Here is a 22536-nt window from a genome sequence, read left to right as displayed (position 1 = left end):
ATTTCACTAATGTTTATATTTTCGAATAATTTAAAAAATTTTATTGCGCATTCATCTTGTTTGTAGTTTAATTGCAATATATTCGAAACAATCAGAATTTTCGGGAGGTATGACAATGCGTAATAAGAAATGGTTAGCTTTATCGGGTGTTGCCTTGCTTGCGACAGCAGCATGTGGCGGCGGAGAAGAATCATCGTCGAGCTCGTCGGGCGGATCATCATCGGGTGATGCGAAGAAGGAAATCACGCTCGTCTCGGCGACAGATTTACCACAGCTCGATCCGACGCTCACAACGGACTCGACATCGGTCATCGTGACGAACAACGTCTTCGAGGGACTGTATCGTCTGGATGAAAATAACCAACCGGTACCGGGAATTGCTGAAGACGTAGAAATTTCAGAAGATGGACTTACATACACCTTCAAATTGCGTGACGCGAATTGGTCAGACGGTTCACCGGTCACAGCTGAAGATTTCGTCTATTCATGGAAGCGCGCCCTCAACCCAGAGACAGGCGCGGAATATGCATACATCCTTCAAGACTTGAAAAACGCCAACAAAATCCTTGCAGGCGAAGAAGAACTCGATGCGCTCGGCGCGAAAGCGGTCGACGAGAAGACGCTCGAAGTTCAATTGGAAGCACCAGCCCCTTACTTCCTCGGGTTGACAGGGTTCCCGACGTACATGCCACAAAAGCAAGAATTCGTCGAAGAGCAAGGCGAGTCGTTCGCGAGCGCGGTCGATAAGACGCTCTACAACGGGCCTTACGTCTTAGACAGCTGGCAAGACAACGAAGGTTGGGTGTACAAAAAGAACCCCGACTATTGGGATGCTGAAAACGTCAAGATGGAGACGATCAACGTCAAAGTCGTCAAAGAAGTCGCGACGGGTGTCAACTTGTTCGAATCGGGCGAAGTCGACTACACTCTTTTGTCGTCTGAATTCGTACCACAATTCCAAGACAGCGAAGAGTTCAAGACTCGTGCCGACGCACGCATCAACTTCCTTCGCTTCAACCAGAAAAACGAAGCGCTCCAAAACGTCAACATTCGTGAGGCGCTCGCGAAAGGCTTCGATAAGCAAGGTGTCACAGACGTCATCTTGACAGACGGCTCACAGCCGGCCAACTATATCGTCGCGAAAGACTTCACGTTCACAGAAGACGGAGCCGACTTCCGCGAGAAGTATCCAGACCTTCAAAGCTACAACGTCGATGAAGCGAAAGCGGCATGGGATAAAGGTCTTGCCGAGCTTGGCGTCGAAACGATCGAACTTGAATTCCTCTCACGTGATGAAGAAGCGTTCAAGAAAGTCAACGAGTACATCAAAGGTGAGCTCGAGAAGAACCTCCCTGGCCTCACGCTCAACATCAAGCAACAGCCGTTCAAAAACTTCCTTGACCTTGAAGGTAAAGGTGAGTACGACGTCTCAGCTGCTGGCTGGGGCCCTGACTACCAGGATCCAATGACGTACCTCGACATGTGGGTAACGGATGGTCCGTTCAACCGGATGGCCTACTCGAACGACGAGTACGATAAATTGATCCAAAGCGCGAAACAAGAAGCCGATCAAATGAAACGTTGGGAAACGATGCAAGAAGCAGAACGCATCTTGCTCGAAGATGACTTCGCGATCGCACCGATCTACCAAAAGGGTGAAGCGTACCTCGAACGCTCAAACATTCAAAACATGCACCGCCATCCGTTCGGAGCTGACGCTAGCTTCAAGTGGTTGGACGTCAACTAATCAGCAAGCCCTGTCACTCCTGTGGCAGGGCTTGTTTGTGCATCGACACCTATGCCAATACAAAAAAGAGGCGTGCCACGAGCGGTGGCACGCCTTTAATCTAGATGAGAATTACGCTTCGCGTTCAGCGCGCATATCAGCTGGCACGCGTCCGCGTTTAGAAATGATTTGCGCGATGACAAGGGCCACGACGAACGTCGCGAATGCCGCGAAGAATCCGATCCACATCGAGCCTGTGATCCCGAGGACCAAATACCCGACCGCTGACACACCAGCCGCAATCAACGCGTATGGAAGTTGTGTCAACACGTGGTCGATATGGTGCGATCCGGCACCCGTCGAACTGAGGATCGTCGTATCCGAAATCGGTGAGCAGTGGTCACCGAACACCGCACCAGCGAGTACCGCCGCGAGTGTCGGGAGCAACAGTTCCGGATCGACGGCCATAATCAAGTCTGCCCCGATTGGAAGCATGAGACCGAACGTCCCCCAGCTCGTCCCTGTCGAGAACGCCATCAGACCGGCGATTGCGAACAAGATGAGCGGCAAGTAAGATGCTGCAATCGAATCTGTGACGAAACTTGCCAAGTAATCACCCGTTCTCATATCTCCGATGACGGCAATGATCGTCCAGGCAAAGAGCAAGATGAGTACAGCGGGCCACATGGCACGGATACCGGCCCACGTCGCATGACCGTAGTCTTTAGCTGGAATTTTACGACCAATCAAGAGCAAGAGCGCAACGAGCAAGCTGATGACGGCACCGGTCACAAGTGACCGTGTCACATCTGTCGACTCGAACGCACCGAGAAGCGAGAAGCTTTGACCATCGGCAGCAAGCGCTTGTCCGCCTGTGTACAACATGGCTGAAACAGTGGCAATGATCAACACGATGATTGGGACAATCAAGTCGCGGACTTTCCCGCCATCGTGTTCTTTAATATCTTCACTCATCCCCATCGGTGCGCCTTTCGATGAATCGTAGAGTTCACCTTGAAGGGCACGTAGCTCATGTGTACGCATCGGTCCGATTGCGAGTCCCGTGTAAGCGACATATGCCGTCAACATAAGTGCGAAGATGGCATAGAAGTTCATCGGGATGATTTGGATGAACGCTGAGAATGACGAGTAGCTGTCGATTGAGTACTTCGCAAGAATTCCTGCGATGATGGCGATGATGTACGCTCCCCAACTCGAGAGCGGGCTGATGACACAGACCGGTGCGGCCGTCGAATCGATCGTATAAGCGAGTTTCGCGCGTGATACTTTTTTTCGGTCCGTCAGCGGTCGGCTAATATTCCCGACGGCAAGACTGTTGAAATAGTCATCGATGAAAATCAAAATCCCAAGACCGAACGAGACGAGGCGAGCGCCACGAGCCGTTTTGACGTTAGAAGCGGCCCATTCTCCGAACGCACGGGCTCCGCCCGACGTTTGAATGATGGATGACAAGATGCCAAGCAAGAGCAAGAACGCGATCAACAGCACGTTCCATTCATTGATGGCCCCATCCGCCCAAAATAGCGCGATGATGTTTGACCATAAATACTGAATCGATTCGAGCGGGTTGAAATTGTGAAGCAGTAGCACCCCTGCGATAATCCCGACACCGAGTGACGGAATGACTTTCCGTGTTGTGATGGCCATAATAATGGCGAGTAAAGCCGGTACGAGTGATAGTACCGAAGTTGAATAATCTACCATGCTGATTTCCTCCTCTTCTGTTTGAGATGAGGCCCCCCTATGCTTAAAAAAACGCAAAGCGAGGGCATCGGCAACAAAGCCGACACCCTCGCTGGATGTTCCGTCTTTCTTAGCCGACTTGGAGCGCTCCATACGTAAATATGTATGGCAGTCTGACGGGTATTTCCCGTCAGCCCAGCACAAAGTCAGAGACATGACTTTACACTTCGGCGATCTTGCCTTTCTGTAGTCTTCACCGTTGTCATCCTCGGACTACTTACTCATCAGCATCGCACCTCTACCTCATCGATAGCACGAATATTCATTTAAAGTTACGTCTAAATTATCATAGGTCATAGTGACTAATCAATAGTTTTTTTCATCTCGGATGATTTGTTTTAACACAGCGAGTGCGGCTTGATCGTCGGACTCGACCGCTTTAAAGAAATCACTAAAGAAATGATACAAGACGAATCGTTCGGCGTGTGACGATGTATGGTCTTTAATCGTCAGTAAGACGAGATGACGCAACCGCCGTTTCGTCCGCGTCTCGTCAGGCAATTCTTCACATCGATCCTGGAAGGCACGATACACAGAATTGATCAAATCCTCATGTTCATCATACGACCTGTTGTAAGCAACTTGTTCCATCTGTTATATCCCCCCTTTCCATTTGTACCGATGAAACTTGTCGTAACTATACCAACTTAACCAAGAGCGTTCAATCGTTTCGGGTCGTTCTTAACAAAAATCATACGTTAGACTGACTTACGACTCGATGAATGAGAACGTCGTCACATCGAATAGTCCCATATCGGTCAACTTCAAATCCGGGATGACCGGGAGCGCGAGGAACGACATCGTCAAATAGGGGTTAAAGTGCCGATGGGCCCCGACGACGTCGAGCGCATCGTTCAACTGTTCTAGTACGTCCGCCACTTCCGCATACGGACGTTTCGTCATGAGTCCTCCAATCTCGAGCGGCAAGACCGCCAGCACCTTCCCTTCTGACACCGCGACGACACCACCGCCCACTTTTTCAAGTGTTTCGGCAGCGAGCAACATGTCGTCCGGGCTTACTCCCGCGATGACGAGGTTGTGGCTATCATGGGCGACTGTCGCCGCGAGCGCGCCCCGCTTCAAGCCGAACCCTGTCACCGGGGCGAGGGCCATGTGACCCGTCCCGTGATGGCGTTCGATGACGGCGAGCGTGGCAATGTCTTGGGCGAGGTCGGCTCCGGACGCGTCAGGTGTGAAGACAAGACGCTGTCGCTTCGTCAAGAGACTGTTCGGCAATACTTGAATCACATCGACCGCTTCTTCTTTCACGGCTAAACGGAACGAGTCCGCCGTCAAATCGGGTAGTTTGAGTTCCCCTTTCATCGGTTTCGGCACTTCAATCCCGTCGGCTTCGAACGTCGCCTTGCCTTCTTTGGCGACGACTTCCCCGTTCACGTAGACGGTTTCGATTTTTACCGATTGGACGTCTGACAAGATAACAAAGTTTGCTCGTTTGCCCGGAGCGACGGCACCCACATCTTTGAGTCCGTATGCCTCGGCCGCGTGCAGACTAGCGACCGCATAGGCTGTTTCTGGTTTGACACCTTGTTTGATCGCCATGCGAATGTTGTAGTCGATCCCGCCTTCGGCGACGAGGTCGTCCAAGTGTTTATCGTCCGTACAGAACAGGAAACGATGAGCGTTGCTTTCCGTGATGGCCTGACTGACTTTCTCCACGTTCCGCGCGACCGATCCTTCTCGAATTTGAACATAAAAGCCACGTCGGACCCGTTCGAGCGCTTCTTCGGCCGTCGTACACTCATGATCGGTCATGATGCCGGCCGTGCGATACACGTTCAACTGATCCGGGCCAAGACCTGAGGCATGACCGTCGACGACTTTTCCGGCGAGTTCTGTCTGGGCAATCTTTTGAAGCATATCCGCACTCCCCGACTCGACGGACGGATAGTCCATCACTTCGCCGAGACCGTGTACGCCCGGATCTCCTAAAAACGGTGCCAAGTCCTCGGCGTATAGCTTCGCACCTGCGTGCTCGAACGGTGTCGCCGGCACACAGCTCGGGAGCATCATGCGCACATCGAGCGGCAAGCCTTTGGCATCCGCCAACATGTACTCGATTCCGAGCGCCCCGTTGACGTTCGCAATCTCATGCGGATCGGCGATGACCGTCGTGACTCCGAGCGGCAGGACCGCCTTGGCGAACTCGTGAGGCGGCACCATCGATGACTCGATATGAACGTGTGAATCGATGAACGACGGTGCGAGCGTCCAGGACGGGTCGTGGTATTCCGTCTCCCCTTCGTAGCCGTCCCCGATGGCCACGATGTATCCCGCATCGATAGCGACATCCGTGCGAATCGTCTCACGACTGTAGACGTCGATGACCGCCACATCTTTAAAGACGACCGCTGCTTTCTTTTTCTTCGCCGCGATGTCGATCAAATGTTGTTTCTCCATCTGTGTGTCTCCTTTTTCCTACGTATTTTTACTATCTTAACAAGAATAATCTTTCAGGCGCAATTTCTTTTTCAACTTATGCGACAATGAGAGCATATCTGTTTGAAAGGGGTTACACTTATGCAGTACAAATTAGGCAAATTGATGCCGCAAGTTGACGAGACGGTTTTTCTTGCACCTGGGTCCCACGTGATCGGTGATGTCACCATCGGCGCCCATTCCGGCGTCTGGTTCAACACGGTCATTCGAGGCGATGAGGGACCGATTCGCATCGGTTCTTACGTGAATATCCAAGACGGATCGATGATCCACCAATATGAAGGTTCCCCGACAGTCATTCATGACCGGGTGTCGATTGGACACATGGCGATGATTCACGGATGCGAAATTGAAGAAGGGTGTCTCATCGGCATGCATGCGACCGTCCTCGACGGAGCCAAAATCGGCAAAGGTTCATTCATCGCAGCCGGTGCACTCGTCACACCGAACATGCAAATCCCGGAAGGCGTCATGGTCATGGGCGTGCCCGCCAAAGTCGTCCGTCCGCTCAATGACGAGGATCGCTTCATCATGGAACGGACCGTCAACAAATACGCGAAACGGGCTGAGCAGTACTTGACAACATGCGAGCCACTCACATCGACACAAAGATTGTGAAAGCGTTTACAAGATTCATAAATTGTTAACGATTATCCCGATTTTTCTTCATGTTTCCTTTGTATACTGAGGATGTAGTCAAGCCGACGTGTCGAAAGGGGCCAATTGTAATGTATCCAAACCATGCCGAACTCATGTTAGACTTGTACGCCTCGTCCGTTAACCCAAGCTATTGCCTGCATATCGAGGATTCTTTCGACGATACGCTGCAAGGAACACATCGAGAGGTTTGGGAACGATTGCAATCGGATAATACTAAAGAGGAAGAAACTAAAGTTAAGGGAACGTGAACAAAATGATTCCAACGAATGTCATTCAAGACTGGCTCGCAGCCAAGTTAAAAAAATAAACTGAGCGCTCACATGAACGGCTCAGTCTCATTGACCTATAAATACTGGTCCGATCGTAGTCACCTACGCTCGGACCTTTTCGTTCACTCAAAAATCGTCAAGCAAGCGTCAATCGATTGACGTTGCTTCGTCGGCGGTACGTCTTCGTAACGACCGAGCTGGAGCAGTCCGACAAACGTCTCACCCTCAGCTCCAATCATCTCTTGAAGCCTGGCATCCTCAAAAATACCGCCCGTCCGCCAGACGAGGCCAATCTGTTGCTCACTACATAATAAATGAAAGTTTTGAATCATCGTCGCCGTCGCGAGCAGCGCATCTTTCTTCCCTTTGTCCGTCTCGAAATGTTTCGTCGTCACGTAGACGCAAGCTGCGGCGTTCCGGATGCGTCCCGCGATTTTCTCGCGCTTCGCCTCTGGTCCATCTTGAAACGCCGGTTCGAGCGCCTGAAGCAAGACGTCTTTTCCATCCCCGTTGAACAAATAGAGATTCCACGGTTCGACTTTGTTATGAAACGGTGCCTGATGCGCCGATGCCAACAACTCATAGAGTACTTTCGTCGCAATCGGTTCTTCAGTGAACATCCGAATCGTCCGCCGCGACTCAATCAACTGTTGTCCTGCTGTCTTTTCCATTGAAGTCACTTCCCCCTCTATTCTCTCTATCATCATAATTGAAAACATTTCTCACGTGTAGAAATTTGACCGAAAAGAATAGGAACCTGACGCCTTCCAATCAAGTATATAAAGATGAAGGCTTTTCACGCTCTTTTGATTACGTTTATAGATGACACGGAAAAGGAGAGGATCGCCGTGCCCACACGTTTCAAATTATTTCTCATATGTACGCTTTCGTTCATCATCTTCATAACAGCATGTCAATCAGCGGCATCGCCCCAAGGAACAATTGTAATGAAAAGTAAAGAAGAACAACGCCAAATCGTAGATGAATTTTCGTTCGATGATTACAAAAAATTGTTTGATAACGTGATCATTAAAGCAAATCAGTTCGACGTCGAGGAGCCGTTGCGGAAGTGGATTATTCGAACATTGGCACAAGAGAGGCTGTATTATGAAACCGACTTAACAGATGAACAAGTCATCACTCTCTCGACTGAAACGATGGAAAAGGATGTCGTATGGAAAACAATCGCAAAAAATCAATACAACATTCATGTTACGGAAGATGAGATTGATCATTACATTCAACAAGGACCGGATCAAAGTGATTTACCGAACCATCTTGCCTACGCGAGCGCGCTTGGGTTATCGCTACAAGAATTAAACCATCAGTTTGACCGAGACATCTATGAAAAAAATACAATTTGGCTTAAGTTGAAATTGGAATTGGAAAAGAAGTATCAGACGGACGATAACAACGAGCTCGTTGACCGATATGAAGAGGAAATCAACGCACAACTAGATTAACTGGATCGATTGATTCGGTGAGGCCATATTAGCCATTCATATAAAAAGGGATTCAGTCCTGTGATGTGACTGAATCCCTTTTCTCTATTGATTTACACCGTCATGTCGATTGCCCGACGACCTCACAGGCGACCAAGTCTTCAAGTGTCTGTCTGCGGACGACGAGACGATGTGTCCCGTCTTTCACGAAGACGACGGCCGGGCGGAGCATCTGGTTATAGTTGCTCGCCATCGAGAAATTGTACGCTCCCGTCGCTTTGACGAGGAGGAGATCGCCAGCTTCGACCGGCGGGATGAGCGAACGGTTCGAGATGATGTCTCCCGACTCGCAGCACGCCCCGACGATTTTTGCATCAATCGTCTTCGGCTCATCCATCCGTGTCGCCGCAATCACGTCATACTCGGCGTCATAGAGGGCGGGACGAATGTTATCCGTCATGCCTCCGTCGACCGAGACGTACGTGCGGACACCGCTCACTTCTTTCACCGTCCCGACTTCATAGAGCGTCGCGCCGGCGTTGGCGACGAGCCAACGGCCCGGCTCGATGCCGATTTTCGGAAGCGGCAAGCCGAAGCGTTCCACTTCCGCCACGAGCGTGTCCATCACTTGTGTCATCGTGTCGGCGAAGTCGAGCGGGTCGTCCGACTCGAGATAGGCGACACCGAAGCCACCACCGATATTCAAGACGTCGGCCGTGTATCCTGTCTCTTGACGAATCGTCTCGATGAAGTTGACCATCGTCTTGACGGTATTGATGAACAACGTCGGTTCTTGAATCTGCGAGCCGACGTGACAGTGGATGCCTTGCAAATGCAGACGTTCCGCCTGCAGCGTCGCCTTGATCGCTTCGAGATACGTGTCGTCGTGGGTCGGGAAGCCGAACTTCGTGTCGACCCCACCCGTCTGAATCGCCTCATGGGCGCCTCCGACGACTTGTGGGACGATGCGGAGCAGGACGTCGACGTCGACATCGTGTTCGACCGCGAGGCCCGACAACAGTCCGATTTCGCGCATATTGTCAATCGTGAAATGGGTGATGCCGTTCTCGAGTGCGAACGTGATGTCCTGCACCGTCTTGTTCGACCCGTGGACGTGAATCCGGTCAGCCGGGACACCTGCGTGGAGCGCGACGAACATCTCACCGCGTGAGACGACGTCGATGCTTAAGCCCGCTGCCATCACTTTATCGTACACGGCCGCGATCGACATCGCTTTTGATGCGTAGAGCGCATATGTGTTCGGATACTTGTCGAGGAACGCGTTCCGGACGAGGCCGAGGCGACGCTCGAGTTCAGGCTCGCTCATGATATAGAGCGGTGTCCCGTACGTCGCTTGAAGTTCACGGACGGACACGCCTTCGATCATACAAACTGATTGGTTGGTGGTGTACATACATTGCCTCCTTCAAAGCGATGCGGGACACGCCATGAGCGTGCGCATAATTGTTCTGAGTTATTGGCGTGCCCGGTGCGGGTCACGTCATCGATTTTCGTGAGATGGCCGTACAGCTCCACACGGTCTCCGACTTGAATCGTGTCATCGACGCGCAAGAAACTGTGGCTCATGAAGATGTTGCTGATGAACGGATAGGCCCGTCCTTCGATGTGGGCCGGTAAGAAGCGCCGGGCCCGCATGAGTCCGTCGCCATAACCGACCGAGAGCACAGCGATGCGTTCCTTCGTCTCGGCCGTGTAGCCCGTACCGTAACCGACGTGGGCACCGGCCTCGATGTCATGGACGGCGACGACTTCTGTTTCCCAGTGGAACGCCGGGATGAGCCAATCGACCGGTTCGACCGAAGAGTAGCCATAAAGGAAGATTCCCACGCGCACATGGGTGCAATGCCCGAGGCGCGGATCCGCTTGTAGTGTCGCGGCGCTATTGGCCGCATGCACGATGTCGAACGAATGCCGTTCGATGAGACGATTCGACCAGTCGGCGAACCGTTCCACGTGCACACTGTGTTCGATTTCTGCGTTGTCGGCGTCAGCGAGCGGGAAATGAGTACATAACCCGACGAGGTCGAGCCCCTCGTCTTGGCAAAACGCGACGATGGCCAGCGCTTCTTTGAACGTCTTGGCACCGAATCGGTTCATCCCGACGTCGAGCTTTAAATGAAGGCGGACACCGTCCAACTGATCCCGTTGCGAGACGAGCCAGTCATAGGAACCGATGGCGACGTCAAGATGGTCACGATGGACGGTTGCCCAGTCGTAGACCGGGTTCATGACGAGGACGCGCGCTTCCGGAGCTGATGCCCGGACCTCGCTCGCCTCGTCCAGCGTCGTCACCATGAAGTGACGCACCCCTTCTTCGTACAGTGTCGTCACAACTGGCTCCATCCCTAAGTTATAGGCGTTGTTTTTCACGACGGCGAACACCGGTCGGCCAAGCGCTTCAATCCGACGTTTGTTTTCGCGAATCGCATTCAAGTCAATTGTGACTCCCATACAAAAAACTCCTTTATTCTTTGACTCCAGCTTTGACGAACGTGATCCAATCGCGGTGTGTCGGAATTTGTCCCGTCACAGCCTCACGGTAACGCGCGAGCATGTTCGTCGCGACCGTCTGGACGCCGCCGCCGATTGAGATGTTGTCGATTTCGATGACGCTCGTCACTTCAGCCGCCGTCCCCGTTAAGAAGATTTCATCTGCGACATATAGTTCGTCACGTCCGATGTGGCGCTCGATGACCTCGAACCCTTCCTCACGGGCGAGTTCGATCACCGTTTGACGCGTGATGCCGTCGAGCACCGAGCAATCGAGTGACGGTGTGACGATTTTGTTTCCTTTGACGAGGAAGATGTTGGCGACGCTCGCCTCGCTGACGTTTCCGTTCATGTCGAGGGCGATCGCTTCATCATATCCATCGCGCACCGCTTCTCCTTTAAGGAGTTGCGAGTTCATATAGTTCGCCGCCGCTTTCGCTTGCATCGGCATCATCGTCGAAGAGACACGACGATACGATGCGACTTTCGCGCGGATACCGACCGTCTTGCTGAAATATTCGCCGAGCGGCCAGCACGAGATCGCGACGTGTACTTTCGTTTCCTGCGTCGGCATGAGTGCCTGCCAAGGTGTGCCGAGGAAAACGAATGGGCGGATGTAACAAGCCTCGAAGCCGTTGCGTTCGATCAATTCGATTGTCGCTTGTTCGAGCTCATCGACCGTGTACGGCAAGTCGACGTGATAGTATGCACACGAACGAACGAGTCGCTCCAAGTGTTCACGGAGTCGGAAGATGGCCGGGCCTTCCTCTGTATGGTATGCCCGAATCCCTTCGAAGAACCCGCTACCGTAGTGAATCGCGTGTGTCATGATACTCGTGTTCGCGTCACTCGGCTCGATCCAAGCCCCGTCTTGCCACATCCATTGTCCATACTGTTCCATTGTTCAACTCTCCCATTCATTGTTTATATTTTCTGTCTATTATACGTTACAGGGAGCGTAAGTCATCAACAAGTTGTGTTTTTTCTGCGGTTTTTTCATCTTTTTGCTTAATGACACGGGCTGGTGTACCGGCGACGACGCTTCCTGCTGGGACGTCTTGCGTGACGACACTCCCTGCTGCGACGACTGCGTTTTCACCGACACGGACGCCTTCCAAGATGACGGCGTTCGCACCGACCATGACACCGTCTTCGATGATGACCGGGTCTTTTGAAGGTGGCTCAAGGACACCCGCCACGACAGCGCCGGCTCCAAGATGGACGTTCTTCCCGAGCGTCCCACGGGCACCGATGACCGCGTTCATGTCGACCATCGATCCGTCACCGATGACGGCACCGATATTGATGACGGCACCCATCATGACGACGACGTTATTGCCGATTTGAACGTGGTCCCGGATGAACGAACCTGGTTCGATGCGCGCGTTCAATTTCGTCGTGTCGAGCATCGGCACGGCGCTGTTCCGGCGATCGTACTCGAGGTGCGTGTCCGTGATGACGGTAGCGTTCGCTTCTAGGAAAGCAGCCGCACGTTCAGCCGTCGTGAGGAATAATTTCGATTCGTCGGTCCCGAATGCTTTCGCCCCTTCGATGTCTAGACCGGCCAACTGACCGTTGACGTACAATTTGACAGGCGTTTCTTTCTTGGCATCTTTAATGTATTGCGCGATTTCATAAGCGTTTGTGAGTAACATGAGTAGCCTCCTCGTATAGGTTCGTTAAATTATATAGTCCGGCCGGGCGGTCGAGAATCGTCGCCGCCGCGGCGAGTGCCCCGTTCGCGAAGACACGTTTGGACAGGGCCGTATGTTTCAATTCAAGCATTTCGTCGTCTCCGGCAAAGAGGACGGTATGTTCACCGAAAATCGTCCCCCCGCGTACCGAATGCATGCCGAGTTCATCGGCTGCACGCGCTTCGCGGCGCGGTGTCCGGTCATATACCGGTGTCACATCGCGTTTGGCTTCGATGGCACGGGCGAGCAGTTCCGCCGTCCCGCTCGGTGCGTCGACTTTTTTACGGTGGTGCGCCTCAATCACTTCGATGTCATAACCGAGCGTGAGCGGGACGAGTTGGTCGAGCAACTGTTTCAAGAGAGCGATCCCATAAGACGTATTATACGACTGGAAAATCGGGATCTCCTGAGACGCCGCTTCAATTTTGGCGAGTTCCGCTTCCGAGAAACCCGTCGTCGCGATGACGAGCGGGATTTGCTTGGCTTTCCCGAAAGCGAGCACATCATCTAACAGTGCCGGGTTCGAGAAGTCGATGACGACATCGACGTCGGCCTCGACGTCTTGCAACGAGACGGGATGCTCCCCTCCGGCCGGTGAGACGATGGCCGCAACGTTCAAGTTTTGTGTCCGGGCGACTTCTTCGACGATCTGTCCCATCGCTCCGTAGCCATGAATGAGTAAGTTCACTGTCTCACCTCATTGAACTGCTCCATTGCCGACAACAAGCGGGCCTCGGCCGTCGCGCTCATCGGGACGAGCGGGAGACGTGGTGCACCGAACTCGAAGCCGCGTGCATTGAGTGCCGCTTTGACCGGAATCGGGTTCACTTCCGCGAACAATTCGTCGATGACCGGGAGCAGTCGGAGCTGCCATGTGCGTGCCGTCTCTAAATCTCCGGCGAGGAGCGCTTCAGCTAAAGCGACCGTCGCACCCGGATAGACGTTCGAGAGGACCGAGACGACACCTTGCGCGCCCCAAGCCATATAAGGAAGGATTTGATCATCGTTCCCGCAATAGACTGGGAAGCCTTCCGGCACGTGCGCCATCATTTGAGCCATCACCGAGATATCCCCGCTCGCTTCCTTAAGGGCAGCGATGCGTGGGTGATCGGCGAGTTCCCCAACCGTTGCCGGATCTAGGGCGACACCCGTGCGTGACGGTACGTTGTAGAGCATGAGCGGAATCGGTGACGCGTCGGCGATCGCTGTGAAGTGGGCAATCAGACCCGCTTGCGTCGACTTGTTGTAATAAGGCGTGACGACCATCGCCATCTCGGCTCCGAGTTCGGCGGCCCGTTTCGTCTTTTGGATGCTGAGCGCGGTGTTGTTCGACCCGGTTCCGGCGATGATAACGGCGCGACCGGCCGCGACTTCAATCGCTTTGACGAGAAGCGTCTCGAACTCGTCGTCCGTGATGGTCATGCCTTCACCGGTCGTTCCCCCGATCACGAGACCACTGACACCCTCTTTAATTTGATCTTCAATCAACGCTTCCCACGCTGTGAGATTTAGCTGACCGTCTGCTTGAAACGGTGTAGCAAGTGCGGTTGCGACTCCTGTGAACATATAATCTCCCCCTTATTTTGTAGCAGTCTGTCCAATCATGCATTGGGCGATTTGGACGGCGTTCGCTGCCGCGCCTTTTCGAACGTTATCAGCGACACACCAGAGATGGAACGTGTTCGGTTGTGACTCGTCGACACGGACACGACCGACGTATACGTCGTCTGTCCCGTTCGCATCGAGCGGTGTCGGATAGACGAGTTCGCCCGGGTTGTCCATGAGGACGACACCTTGCGCGTCCGCGAGCACGGCTTTCACTTCTGCCAGCGTCGCCTCGCGGTCGAGCGTGACCGTGATCGAGACGGCGTGGCTATTACGGACCGGGACACGGACGCATGTCGCTGTCACCCCGAGGTTCGGTGCGTTTAAAATTTTACGTGTTTCCTCGATCATCTTCTGTTCTTCTTTCGTATAGCCGTTCTCTAAAAACACATCGATGTGCGGCAAGACGTTATCGTAAATCGGATACGGATAGTTTTTCGGTTCCTCGCCGCGCGCTCCGCGTTCCAAGTCCTCAATCCCTTTTTGACCCGACCCGGAGACGGCTTGATACGATGTGTAAGCGACGCGCGTCAACCCGTATACTTCCGCAAGCGGTGCGAGTGCGACGACCGATTGGATCGTCGAGCAGTTCGGATTGGCGATGAGTGTCTTGTCCGGGCTCAGTTCGACTCGGTTCACTTCCGGGACGATGAGCGGGATGTCCGCTTGCATCCGGAACGCGCTCGAGTTATCGATGACGATGACCCCTTGTCCACTCAGTCGAGGTGCATATTGTTCACTGAGACTCCCCCCGGCTGAGAAAAGCGCGATATCGATTGGGTCGGTGTAAATCGCGTCCGACAGTTCCCGGATGACGACGTCTTTTCCGTTCACGTTCACGGTCTTCCCGGCTGAACGGGCTGAAGCGTAAAGCAATAATTCGTTGATTGGAAACTCGTATTCGGTCAAGACTTCAATCATTTTTTGACCGACGGCTCCGGTCGCGCCGACGACGGCTACGTTATACATGGTGACTCCCCCTTATAAATGGAAACGTTCGGCGATGGCTGCGACCGCCGTTTCAACGTCTTGATCGTTAATCGTGTACGAGATGCTGATCTCGGATGTCGTGACTTGATAGAATGGGATCCCGCTTTCACGGAACGTGGCGAACAATTCGGACGCGACTCCGGTCGCGTCACGCATCCCGATGCCGACGACCGAAATTTTCGCATGTTCGGTATGACGGTCGATTTTGATTTGCGGGAACGTCTCGGTCAATTCCGCGAGCGCTTCTTCGAGGAACGCCTCTTCATCGAGCGGACACGTGAACGATAAGAACACTTCTCCGTCGAACGCCGTCTGACTGATCATATCGATATTGACATGACGCTGTGACAACTTCTCGAAAATATCGGCAACTCCTGCCACCGAATGTGGAATGTGCTTGATTGAGACACTGAGCACGTTCTTCACGACGCTCACGCTCGTCACCGCTTTTTGTTCCATCGCCTGTGTCATATCCATGATCCATGTTCCTCCTTCGCTTGCAAGCGTCTTCCCTACAAAGATGTTCACATCAAATTTTTTCGCGAGCTCTACGCTGCGCATCTCCATCACTTTCGACCCGAGCGCGCTCATCTCCATCATCTCGTCATATGAGACCGTGTCTAGTCGGCGTGCCGTTTTGTGGATACGTGGGTCAGCCGTGTAGACCCCGGCGACGTCTGTATAGATTTCACAACGTTTGCTGAGCACGGCGGCCAAGGCGACGGCCGTCGTATCCGACCCACCCCGTCCGAGCGTCGTCACGTCACCGAACTCGTTGACACCTTGGAAACCGGCGACGATGACGACGTCATACGTCCGAAGTTTTTCTTCTAACACTTCTTTGCGAATCGCTTTGATTTTACTTTTCGTGTGAATGCCCATCGTGTCGATGCCGGCTTGTTGTCCGGTGAGCGAGATGGCGGCCACACCCCGAGAGTTCAAAGCGATGCTGAGCAGGCTGATCGTCTGCTCCTCACCGACCGCGAGCAAGCGGTCAAGTTCACGAATCATCGGGCGTTCCGTAATTTGTTTGGCGAGTGACAAGAGTGAGTCAGTCGTTTTCCCCATCGCGGAAACGACGACGACGAGCTTTTCACCGGCGGCGGCCCGAGTCTGTAAATATTCAGCAATGGCCTGGATTTGTTCAATCGTGGCAACGGAGCTGCCTCCGAATTTCAATACGGTTGTCATCAGGTTCCCCACTTTCATGATGTCCACCAACAGAAAAAGCGGCAGACCGGTAGGAAGCACTCTCCCTACGGTCTGCCGCTTGTACGCGCAGTTGAAAAACGATTAAAGAATCGTTCCGTAGATAGCGCTCCATGGCATTTCATCCATGGCAGTGTAGGCGTTATTCACGACTACCCCAGCCTTCGTTCGTACGCATGCGAACGTCGACTTCGGCGAATTTCCCCTTTCGGCTCGATCCGGAATGCGTCCGTGTCGATCAAGCTTACTCATGTCATTCGCAACCTCTATCTGTCAGTTGTTAGTTTTAGTTATAACAAATGCTTCCCGGCTTGCCAACCTTTTTTTAGAAAAAAGGAAAATTTCAAACAATGGTCACCACGCCTTGTGCATCATCCGATGTGGAATGTCAGCATCTAAAAATTCATCGCCGTACGCCTCGTACCCGAGTCGTTCATAGAACGGAAGTGCCGTCAGTTGCGCCCCTAGTTTGAGCTCGTGTAACTCCCTCGCCCGCGCGACAGATTCGATCGAAAGCATGATCTCCTTAGCATACCCGTTGCCGCGCTTCGTAGCAAGTGTGGCGACCCGTTCGACTTTCCCGACCCCGTCACCGATTGGGCGCAGACGTGCCGTCGTGACAGGCTCAGCGTCCACCATTCCGACAAAATGGATACAGTCCGGGTCGAGTTCGTCATACTCAAGTTCCGGCGCGATCCCTTGTTCACCAATAAACACCGTTTCCCGCACAGACCGGGCCAGTTCAATCAGTTTCGAGTCGTTCCCGTGTTCAATCTTCAACATGATACCATTCCTTCCTGTAGCCGCTTCACAATCTCCGCTGTCGCTCGTTCTAACTCGAGGACAGACTCGAAGCGGGCTTGCGCTTGTTTGTGACTGCCGCCCCCTCGACCGATGCCGAGGTCGTCGAGCGTCCGTTTCAAAAACTTACCGATGGCGATGTCGTGTGTCCCGTCATGCATGAGCCACAGCTTCTGTCCCGAGTGGTTCGCTCCGACGGCAATCCGTCCGGTCGCGGCGATGCGTTCGACGATCGTCGTCGTGAGCGTCTCTGCTTCCGTTTTGCCGATGTGGGTGATGACATAATTGTCTTCTTGCAAGAAGGCAGCGACTTTCGCTTTCGCGACGCGGGCCTCGAGCGCCTTCACTTCTTTGTCCCGCTCGAGACGAAGATTCCGTTCTTCGATGACACGGGCGGCGACCGTCTCGTTCGTCGTCGACAACGTTTGGTGAATCGTGCGTAGTGCGGTCCGGGACGAATGGACCGCGGCCAAGGCCCGAAGACCGGCGACGTACGTCAAACGGACGTTACCGCGGACTTTCTTCATCGAGGTCACATGGACGATTCCGAGTTGACCCGTTGAATCTACATGGGTCCCGCCACAGGCGTTGTAATCGAGGCCGTCGATGGCGACGATGCGAACGGTTCCGGTGCGGTCGGTCGCTTTTCGTAAACGGTCTTGTTCGACTTCTTCGGCTGGGAATTCACGCACATGGACCGGACGGTTTTCAAAGATGATGCGTTGCACGTCCCGTTCTAGCGACTCGATTTGATCCCAATCGAATGTATCCGTATCGATTTCAAGCGAGGACTCGGCTGGCCCAATCCCGAAACTGAGCGTCTGAATGCCATACTCGTCTTCTAACAAAGCCGTCAAAACATGCTGGGCCGTATGTTGAATCGAGTGGTCGCGACGGACCACCTCATCGACGATGCCCGTCACAAGCGTTCCAGGTTCGAGCGCACGTTCGATCAAGTGCCAGACGAGCTCATCGACCCGTTGCACATCGAGCACAGGCTCTCCGTTGAGTGTCCCGCCATCCGGTGGTTGTCCACCGCCTTCTGCATAAAATAATGTGGATTCAAGCGCGATCCATGTCCCGCGCGCATCGGTGCGAGTCTCGGTCACCGTCGTTTCAAATTGCCATGAATTCATTGCTGTCGCCGCCTTTTCTGTAGGATATGTTCAGACAACTAGTCTAATTTGGTCTATAATAAGAAACACTTACTTTCGAAGTCAGGAGCGATATGCATGTTACAGATTGATAAACAATCACCGCTACCTATTTATTATCAAATCGAAGCCTATTTAAAGCAACAAATAGATGCCGGCGAGCTTCAACCCGGAGAATCGATCCCATCCGAACGGGAGTTTTCCGAGCGTTATAACGTCAGTCGGATGACGGTCCGACAAGCGATCACGAACTTGGTCAACGCCGGTTACTTAAGCCGGCAAAAAGGCCGTGGAACGTTCGTCGCCAACAAGAAAATCACGATGGCACTGTCCGGGTTGACGAGTTTCTCAGAAGAAATCAAACATCGGGGCATGCGACCGTTCAGCCGCCTGTTATCGTTCCAGACGATTCCAGCCCCGGCGAAAATCGCTCAAAAGTTGAGCGTGTCCCTCGATACCCCCGTCTATGAGATGCGACGGTTACGTCTCGCCGATGAGAACGTGCTCGCCCTCGAGACCGCATATATCCCGGTCGCCTTGTTGCCAGAACTGACCGAGACGGTTGCCGTCGGCTCAATCTATGAGTTTGCCGAGCAGTCCGGCCTTCGATTAAAGAACGCGACCCAAACGCTCGAGGCACGGAGCGCGGGGCCGGAAGAAGCGAAGCTGTTGACGATTTCTCCGAACGCCCCTGTCCTTTTGATCGACCAACGAACGTATCTCGAAAACGGAGACATGTTCGAATATAGCCGTTCCTTGTTCCGTGGTGACGCCTACTCGTTCACCGTCTCCATGGATCGGACGTAAAAAAATGGTTTGCCGCGGACGGCAAACCATTTTTTATTGTGCTTCGTACGTGATGCCGGCAGGGTCATACATATACGTTTCGAGCTCTGTATCGGTCATCGGCTCCACTTCATTGCCCGCATCGGCCTGTTGGACACGATAGCGGACTTCTTCGAGTAACGGCTCGTTCAAGAAGTAATAGAAATGGCCGTCGTTGCCGCGGGCCCCTTCACCGGTCAACTGATACTGGACCGTGTTGTTGAGGGCACCAACATCTTCGATCAGGCGCATATAGTCGTTTGGACCGAGCGTCGTCTGCATGTTGTCACCGACCGCCTTCAACACCTTGTCATAGTTGTTGATGAGCGACGTGCCGAGCGCTTGGTCAAGGACGGCGTTAATGACTTCCATCTGGCGCTGTCCGCGTCCGATGTCACCGCGTGGGTCGTCATAGCGGTTCCGGACGTAAGCAAGCGCCTCTTCACCTGACAACTGTTGCAATCCTTCTTCGACTTGGACGACTTCACGGGAAGCGTCATAACTCTTCTGTTCCGACGAGAACGGGACATCGATTTCGACGCCGCCGACGGCATCGATGAAGTCGACGAACCCTTGGAAGTTGAGCGAGACGACGTGATCGATATCGATACCGACCAAGTCTTCGATCGTGTTCGTCGCTACTCGCATCCCGTTGTTCGGGTTCGATTCATCCATCGATCCGAAATAGTACGCATGCGTGATCTTATCTTGATCGAGACCGGTCTTGCCGTACGGGATGTTGAAGCCCGTGTAGTCGATATTGACGTACGAGTCACGCGGGATGCTGAGCATCGTCGTCTGCTTGTTCTTCTTGTTCAAAATGACGACGATCATGACGTCTGAACGACCGTACTCCCCGCGTGCTTTCTTTTGCGGGGACAAGTCCGTCCCGAGTACGAGGAAGCTCTCGGTATCCTCTTTATCGAATCGCGTCGGTTCGAGGGTCGGATCATCCTCAAGTATCACTTGCGTACCGGACAACATGTTATGTGCTTTATAAAACGCTGTCCCATACATGCTCGAGCCAACGATGACGGCGATCAATACGAGGGCGCTGAACAGCTTATAAAACGCAGACGGGCCTTTGCGCCGTCTACGAGCCTGAGTTCTTGAATTCATGAGTTTCTCCTTCACGGTCGAATGATATGAGCTTCACCTATTATAGAGGAATCCTCGACTTTTGTCGAAAACGTTTTGATTACAAATCCATTTCCATACAATTTCCCACAGTTGGCCATAAAAAAACCTGGAGACACTTGTCTCCAGGTCGTTAAGCTCGGATGGAAAAGAATCGATCAGCCGCTTCGCTGCCACGTGCCTGTAACACGTCACTGCATCCTGAAGCCGCTTCGGCGTCGAGCACGATGGTGACGCTTGGATGCGCCTGTAAGATGGAAGCCGGCCACTCGATCGTCGGTACGCTCTCAATCATGTGGTGCACAGCTTCCGCTTTACGAGCACCTGTTGCGACGAGTACAATTTCTCGCGCGTTCATGATCGTATCGAGCCCCATCGTGATGGCATGTGTCGGCACTTCTTCAATCGTGTCAAAGAAACGACGGTTCGCTTCCCGCGTCGACTCGGTCAGTTCGGTCACGTGCGTCTTCGCATCGAGCGCGGTACCCGGCTCATTGAAGGCGATATGTCCGTTCTCTCCGATGCCGAGCAATTGAAGATCGACCCCAATCGATCGGACGAGCTGTTCGTATCGTGCCGCTTCCGCTTCCGGATTTTCCGCGTCCCCACGAGGCAGATGGCTCTCTTTGAACGGGACGTCATTGAACAGGCGTTCTTCCATGAAGTGATGATAACTTTGCGGATGACTCGGTGCGAGTCCGATGTACTCATCTAAATTGACGCTTGTCACATGACTGCAGTCAAGCTTGTCACGTTTGAACATCTGATACATGCCGACCGGCGTGCTCCCCGTCGCCAGCCCGAGCACGAACTCTCGTTTCCCGGCCAATCGTTCAGTGATGAGTGTATAAGCGATCGTTTCTGCATCTGTCGGTGTTTTCGCAACTAGTATGTTCATTCCATATCCTCCTTCGAATAAGCGATACGTCCTTGAAGAATCGTTGTCGTGACCGACAGCGCATCGTCCCAAATGACGAGGTCCGCATCAAAGCCGGCCGCAATCGATCCTTTTTTCGTCAATCCGAATTCACGCGCTTGGTTCGTCGACGTCATCTTCACCGCTTCAGGTAATGTGCATCCTGTGAACGTGACCACGTTTCGGAACGCCGCGTCCATCGTCAAGACGCTACCGGCCAAGTTTCCGGCTTCAAGGCGGGCTGCCCCGTCCGCAACGATGACCGGTTGGCCTCCGAGTTCATAGCGACCGTCCGGAAGCCCTTTCGCCCGCATTGCGTCTGTAATGACGACGAGCCCGTCCGCCCCTTTCATGCGATAGGCGAAGTCGACCATCTCGTGACGGCTGTGAATCCCGTCTGGAATGATTTCGACCATGACGTCCCGCTCCAATAAACAATAGCCGACCGTTCCCGGCTCCCGATGGTGAAGTCCGCGCATCTGATTGTATAAGTGCGTCGCATGTTTGACGTTCGCTTCCTTGTTCTCGGCGAACGTGGCGTTCGTGTGCCCGGTCGACCCGACCGCCCCGGTCTCAAGCATCGCTCGTTCGAGTTCACGTGCCCCTGGACGTTCCGGCGCATACGTGACGAGACGGATGTGCCCGCCGGCCTTTTGTTGCCATGTCCGGAACTGCTCCGCGTCGGGGTCGATAATATATTCTGCCGGTTGCGCCCCCGCGTTATCGACGTTGACGAACGGTCCTTCTAGATGGATGCCGACGAGCGACGTGTCTCCCGCCTCGATGACAGTCCGGGCTGATTGTAGCGCCTTCGTGATGGCAGTAGGTGACTGCGTGATCGTCGTCGCAAAGAATGATGTCACTCCTTCAGCAAGCATCGACTTGGCGAGATGACGCAATCGGTCTTCATCCGCATCCATCGTGTCGACGTCATACCCGCCGTGGATATGAACGTCGATCATGCCCGGCGTCACAAGCGCCCCGTCCACATCGAGCTCCGTCTCACCTTCTGCTCTATACTCATCCATCGAACCGACGCTCTCAATCGTCGCTCCGTCGAACCGGATATATCCTCGTTCCCATGTCTTGTCCCCCGAAACGATCTGTGCGTTGATGATCACCATGATTGGTCATCCACCTTTCCTCAAGTAGCTTCATCGTCATCATAACAAAAATCAGTATAGTTGTATAGACCAATTTTGCTTTATAAAAAGGATTGATTCCCTCAATCCTTTGCCCGACTTATTCATGCCTAAAACAACAAAAGTTGACGTCAGTGACGTCAACTCAGATTGTAGACAAAGTCACGTTTCAGGCGAACTGAAACGTGACTTTGTCGTTTTCGGGCCTTTAGGCGCTCTGCCCGAGCCCCTTTT

General features: G+C 53.3%; 21 protein-coding genes and 2 riboswitches. Of the genes, 4 read left to right on the top strand and 17 right to left on the bottom strand.

The window, feature by feature from the left end; genetic code table 11:
* Positions 1-115: 115 nt before the first annotated feature.
* On the top strand, positions 116-1747 hold the full coding sequence (locus tag KNP78_RS08890) for a peptide ABC transporter substrate-binding protein (RefSeq protein WP_214823759.1): 1632 nt from the start codon (positions 116-118) through the stop codon (positions 1745-1747).
* Between the two features lie 111 nt (positions 1748-1858).
* Here KNP78_RS08890 and KNP78_RS08885 read toward each other — a convergent pair whose 3' ends face one another.
* The 3 genes from KNP78_RS08885 to ade all read right to left on the bottom strand — a co-directional run bounded on the left by KNP78_RS08885 (position 1859) and on the right by ade (position 5908).
* Positions 1859-3451: a Na+/H+ antiporter NhaC family protein gene (locus KNP78_RS08885; RefSeq protein ID WP_214823758.1), complete on the bottom strand. Its 1593-nt coding sequence runs from the start codon at positions 3449-3451 to the stop codon at positions 1859-1861.
* A gap of 113 nt (positions 3452-3564) precedes the next feature.
* A riboswitch (Lysine riboswitch) is annotated at positions 3565-3739 on the bottom strand.
* Positions 3740-3796: 57 nt separating this feature from the next.
* Positions 3797-4081 carry a hypothetical protein gene (locus tag KNP78_RS08880; RefSeq protein ID WP_214797619.1) on the bottom strand — a complete coding sequence of 95 codons (285 nt, stop codon included), beginning with the start codon at positions 4079-4081 and terminating at the stop codon, positions 3797-3799.
* A gap of 117 nt (positions 4082-4198) precedes the next feature.
* Entirely contained in the window at positions 4199-5908 is a 1710-nt protein-coding gene (gene ade, locus KNP78_RS08875) for an adenine deaminase (protein ID WP_214823757.1), read from the bottom strand.
* A gap of 120 nt (positions 5909-6028) precedes the next feature.
* Here ade and KNP78_RS08870 point away from each other — a divergent pair, with 120 nt between their 5' ends.
* Entirely contained in the window at positions 6029-6565 is a 537-nt protein-coding gene (locus KNP78_RS08870) for a gamma carbonic anhydrase family protein (RefSeq protein ID WP_214823756.1), read from the top strand.
* 433 nt (positions 6566-6998) lie between these two features.
* On the opposite strand, the gene KNP78_RS08865 is transcribed toward KNP78_RS08870, so the two are convergent.
* Entirely contained in the window at positions 6999-7547 is a 549-nt protein-coding gene (locus tag KNP78_RS08865; protein WP_034781247.1) for a nitroreductase family protein, read from the bottom strand.
* A gap of 276 nt (positions 7548-7823) precedes the next feature.
* On the opposite strand from KNP78_RS08865, the gene KNP78_RS08860 reads away from it, so the two are divergent.
* Positions 7824-8339: a hypothetical protein gene (locus KNP78_RS08860; protein WP_214823755.1), complete on the top strand. Its 516-nt coding sequence runs from the start codon at positions 7824-7826 to the stop codon at positions 8337-8339.
* A 100-nt stretch (positions 8340-8439) separates the two neighbouring features.
* Here KNP78_RS08860 and lysA read toward each other — a convergent pair whose 3' ends face one another.
* The 10 genes from lysA to KNP78_RS08810 form a co-directional block, all read right to left on the bottom strand.
* Entirely contained in the window at positions 8440-9732 is a 1293-nt protein-coding gene (gene lysA, locus KNP78_RS08855) for a diaminopimelate decarboxylase (protein ID WP_251128515.1), read from the bottom strand.
* Complete coding sequence (gene alr, locus KNP78_RS08850; protein WP_214823754.1) at positions 9702-10790, bottom strand: alanine racemase; 1089 nt, start codon at positions 10788-10790, stop codon at positions 9702-9704. Before alr ends, lysA begins: the two co-directional genes overlap by 31 nt.
* Positions 10791-10803: 13 nt before the next feature.
* Positions 10804-11730, bottom strand: a complete 927-nt coding sequence (locus tag KNP78_RS08845; protein WP_128123931.1) for a branched-chain amino acid transaminase — start codon at positions 11728-11730, stop codon at positions 10804-10806.
* 46 nt (positions 11731-11776) lie between these two features.
* Complete coding sequence (gene dapD, locus KNP78_RS08840; RefSeq protein WP_214823753.1) at positions 11777-12484, bottom strand: 2,3,4,5-tetrahydropyridine-2,6-dicarboxylate N-acetyltransferase; 708 nt, start codon at positions 12482-12484, stop codon at positions 11777-11779.
* Positions 12462-13211 (bottom strand): 4-hydroxy-tetrahydrodipicolinate reductase, encoded by a 750-nt coding sequence (gene dapB / locus KNP78_RS08835; protein WP_128123933.1) that lies wholly within the window; start codon positions 13209-13211, stop codon positions 12462-12464. Before dapB ends, dapD begins: the two co-directional genes overlap by 23 nt.
* A complete protein-coding gene (gene dapA / locus KNP78_RS08830; protein ID WP_128123934.1) occupies positions 13208-14089 on the bottom strand; it encodes a 4-hydroxy-tetrahydrodipicolinate synthase in 882 nt (293 codons plus the stop codon). The genes dapB and dapA overlap by 4 nt, the downstream gene beginning before the upstream one ends.
* 12 nt (positions 14090-14101) lie before the next feature.
* Entirely contained in the window at positions 14102-15097 is a 996-nt protein-coding gene (locus tag KNP78_RS08825; RefSeq protein WP_214823752.1) for an aspartate-semialdehyde dehydrogenase, read from the bottom strand.
* Between the two features lie 12 nt (positions 15098-15109).
* Entirely contained in the window at positions 15110-16309 is a 1200-nt protein-coding gene (locus KNP78_RS08820; protein ID WP_034781262.1) for an aspartate kinase, read from the bottom strand.
* Between the two features lie 114 nt (positions 16310-16423).
* Positions 16424-16604: riboswitch (Lysine riboswitch) on the bottom strand.
* 77 nt (positions 16605-16681) lie between these two features.
* A complete protein-coding gene (locus KNP78_RS08815) occupies positions 16682-17110 on the bottom strand; it encodes a GNAT family N-acetyltransferase (RefSeq protein WP_214712266.1) in 429 nt (142 codons plus the stop codon).
* Positions 17104-18264, bottom strand: a complete 1161-nt coding sequence (locus KNP78_RS08810; RefSeq protein ID WP_214823743.1) for an alanyl-tRNA editing protein — start codon at positions 18262-18264, stop codon at positions 17104-17106. The genes KNP78_RS08815 and KNP78_RS08810 overlap by 7 nt, the downstream gene beginning before the upstream one ends.
* 96 nt (positions 18265-18360) lie before the next feature.
* Here KNP78_RS08810 and KNP78_RS08805 point away from each other — a divergent pair, with 96 nt between their 5' ends.
* A complete protein-coding gene (locus tag KNP78_RS08805; RefSeq protein ID WP_034781265.1) occupies positions 18361-19089 on the top strand; it encodes a GntR family transcriptional regulator in 729 nt (242 codons plus the stop codon).
* Positions 19090-19122: 33 nt separating this feature from the next.
* On the opposite strand, the gene KNP78_RS08800 is transcribed toward KNP78_RS08805, so the two are convergent.
* The 3 genes from KNP78_RS08800 to nagA all read right to left on the bottom strand — a co-directional run bounded on the left by KNP78_RS08800 (position 19123) and on the right by nagA (position 22284).
* Complete coding sequence (locus KNP78_RS08800; protein WP_138860004.1) at positions 19123-20226, bottom strand: LCP family protein; 1104 nt, start codon at positions 20224-20226, stop codon at positions 19123-19125.
* A gap of 151 nt (positions 20227-20377) precedes the next feature.
* Positions 20378-21142: a glucosamine-6-phosphate deaminase gene (gene nagB / locus KNP78_RS08795; protein WP_138860005.1), complete on the bottom strand. Its 765-nt coding sequence runs from the start codon at positions 21140-21142 to the stop codon at positions 20378-20380.
* Positions 21139-22284 carry an N-acetylglucosamine-6-phosphate deacetylase gene (nagA, locus tag KNP78_RS08790; RefSeq protein ID WP_214823741.1) on the bottom strand — a complete coding sequence of 382 codons (1146 nt, stop codon included), beginning with the start codon at positions 22282-22284 and terminating at the stop codon, positions 21139-21141. Before nagA ends, nagB begins: the two co-directional genes overlap by 4 nt.
* Positions 22285-22536: the final 252 nt, after the last annotated feature.

Source organism: Exiguobacterium sp. s28 (assembly GCF_018618135.1).
GTDB lineage: Bacteria > Bacillota > Bacilli > Exiguobacteriales > Exiguobacteriaceae > Exiguobacterium > Exiguobacterium mexicanum_A.
Note: the sequence above shows the minus strand (reverse complement) of the source record. Positions and strands in the feature narration are given on the sequence as shown.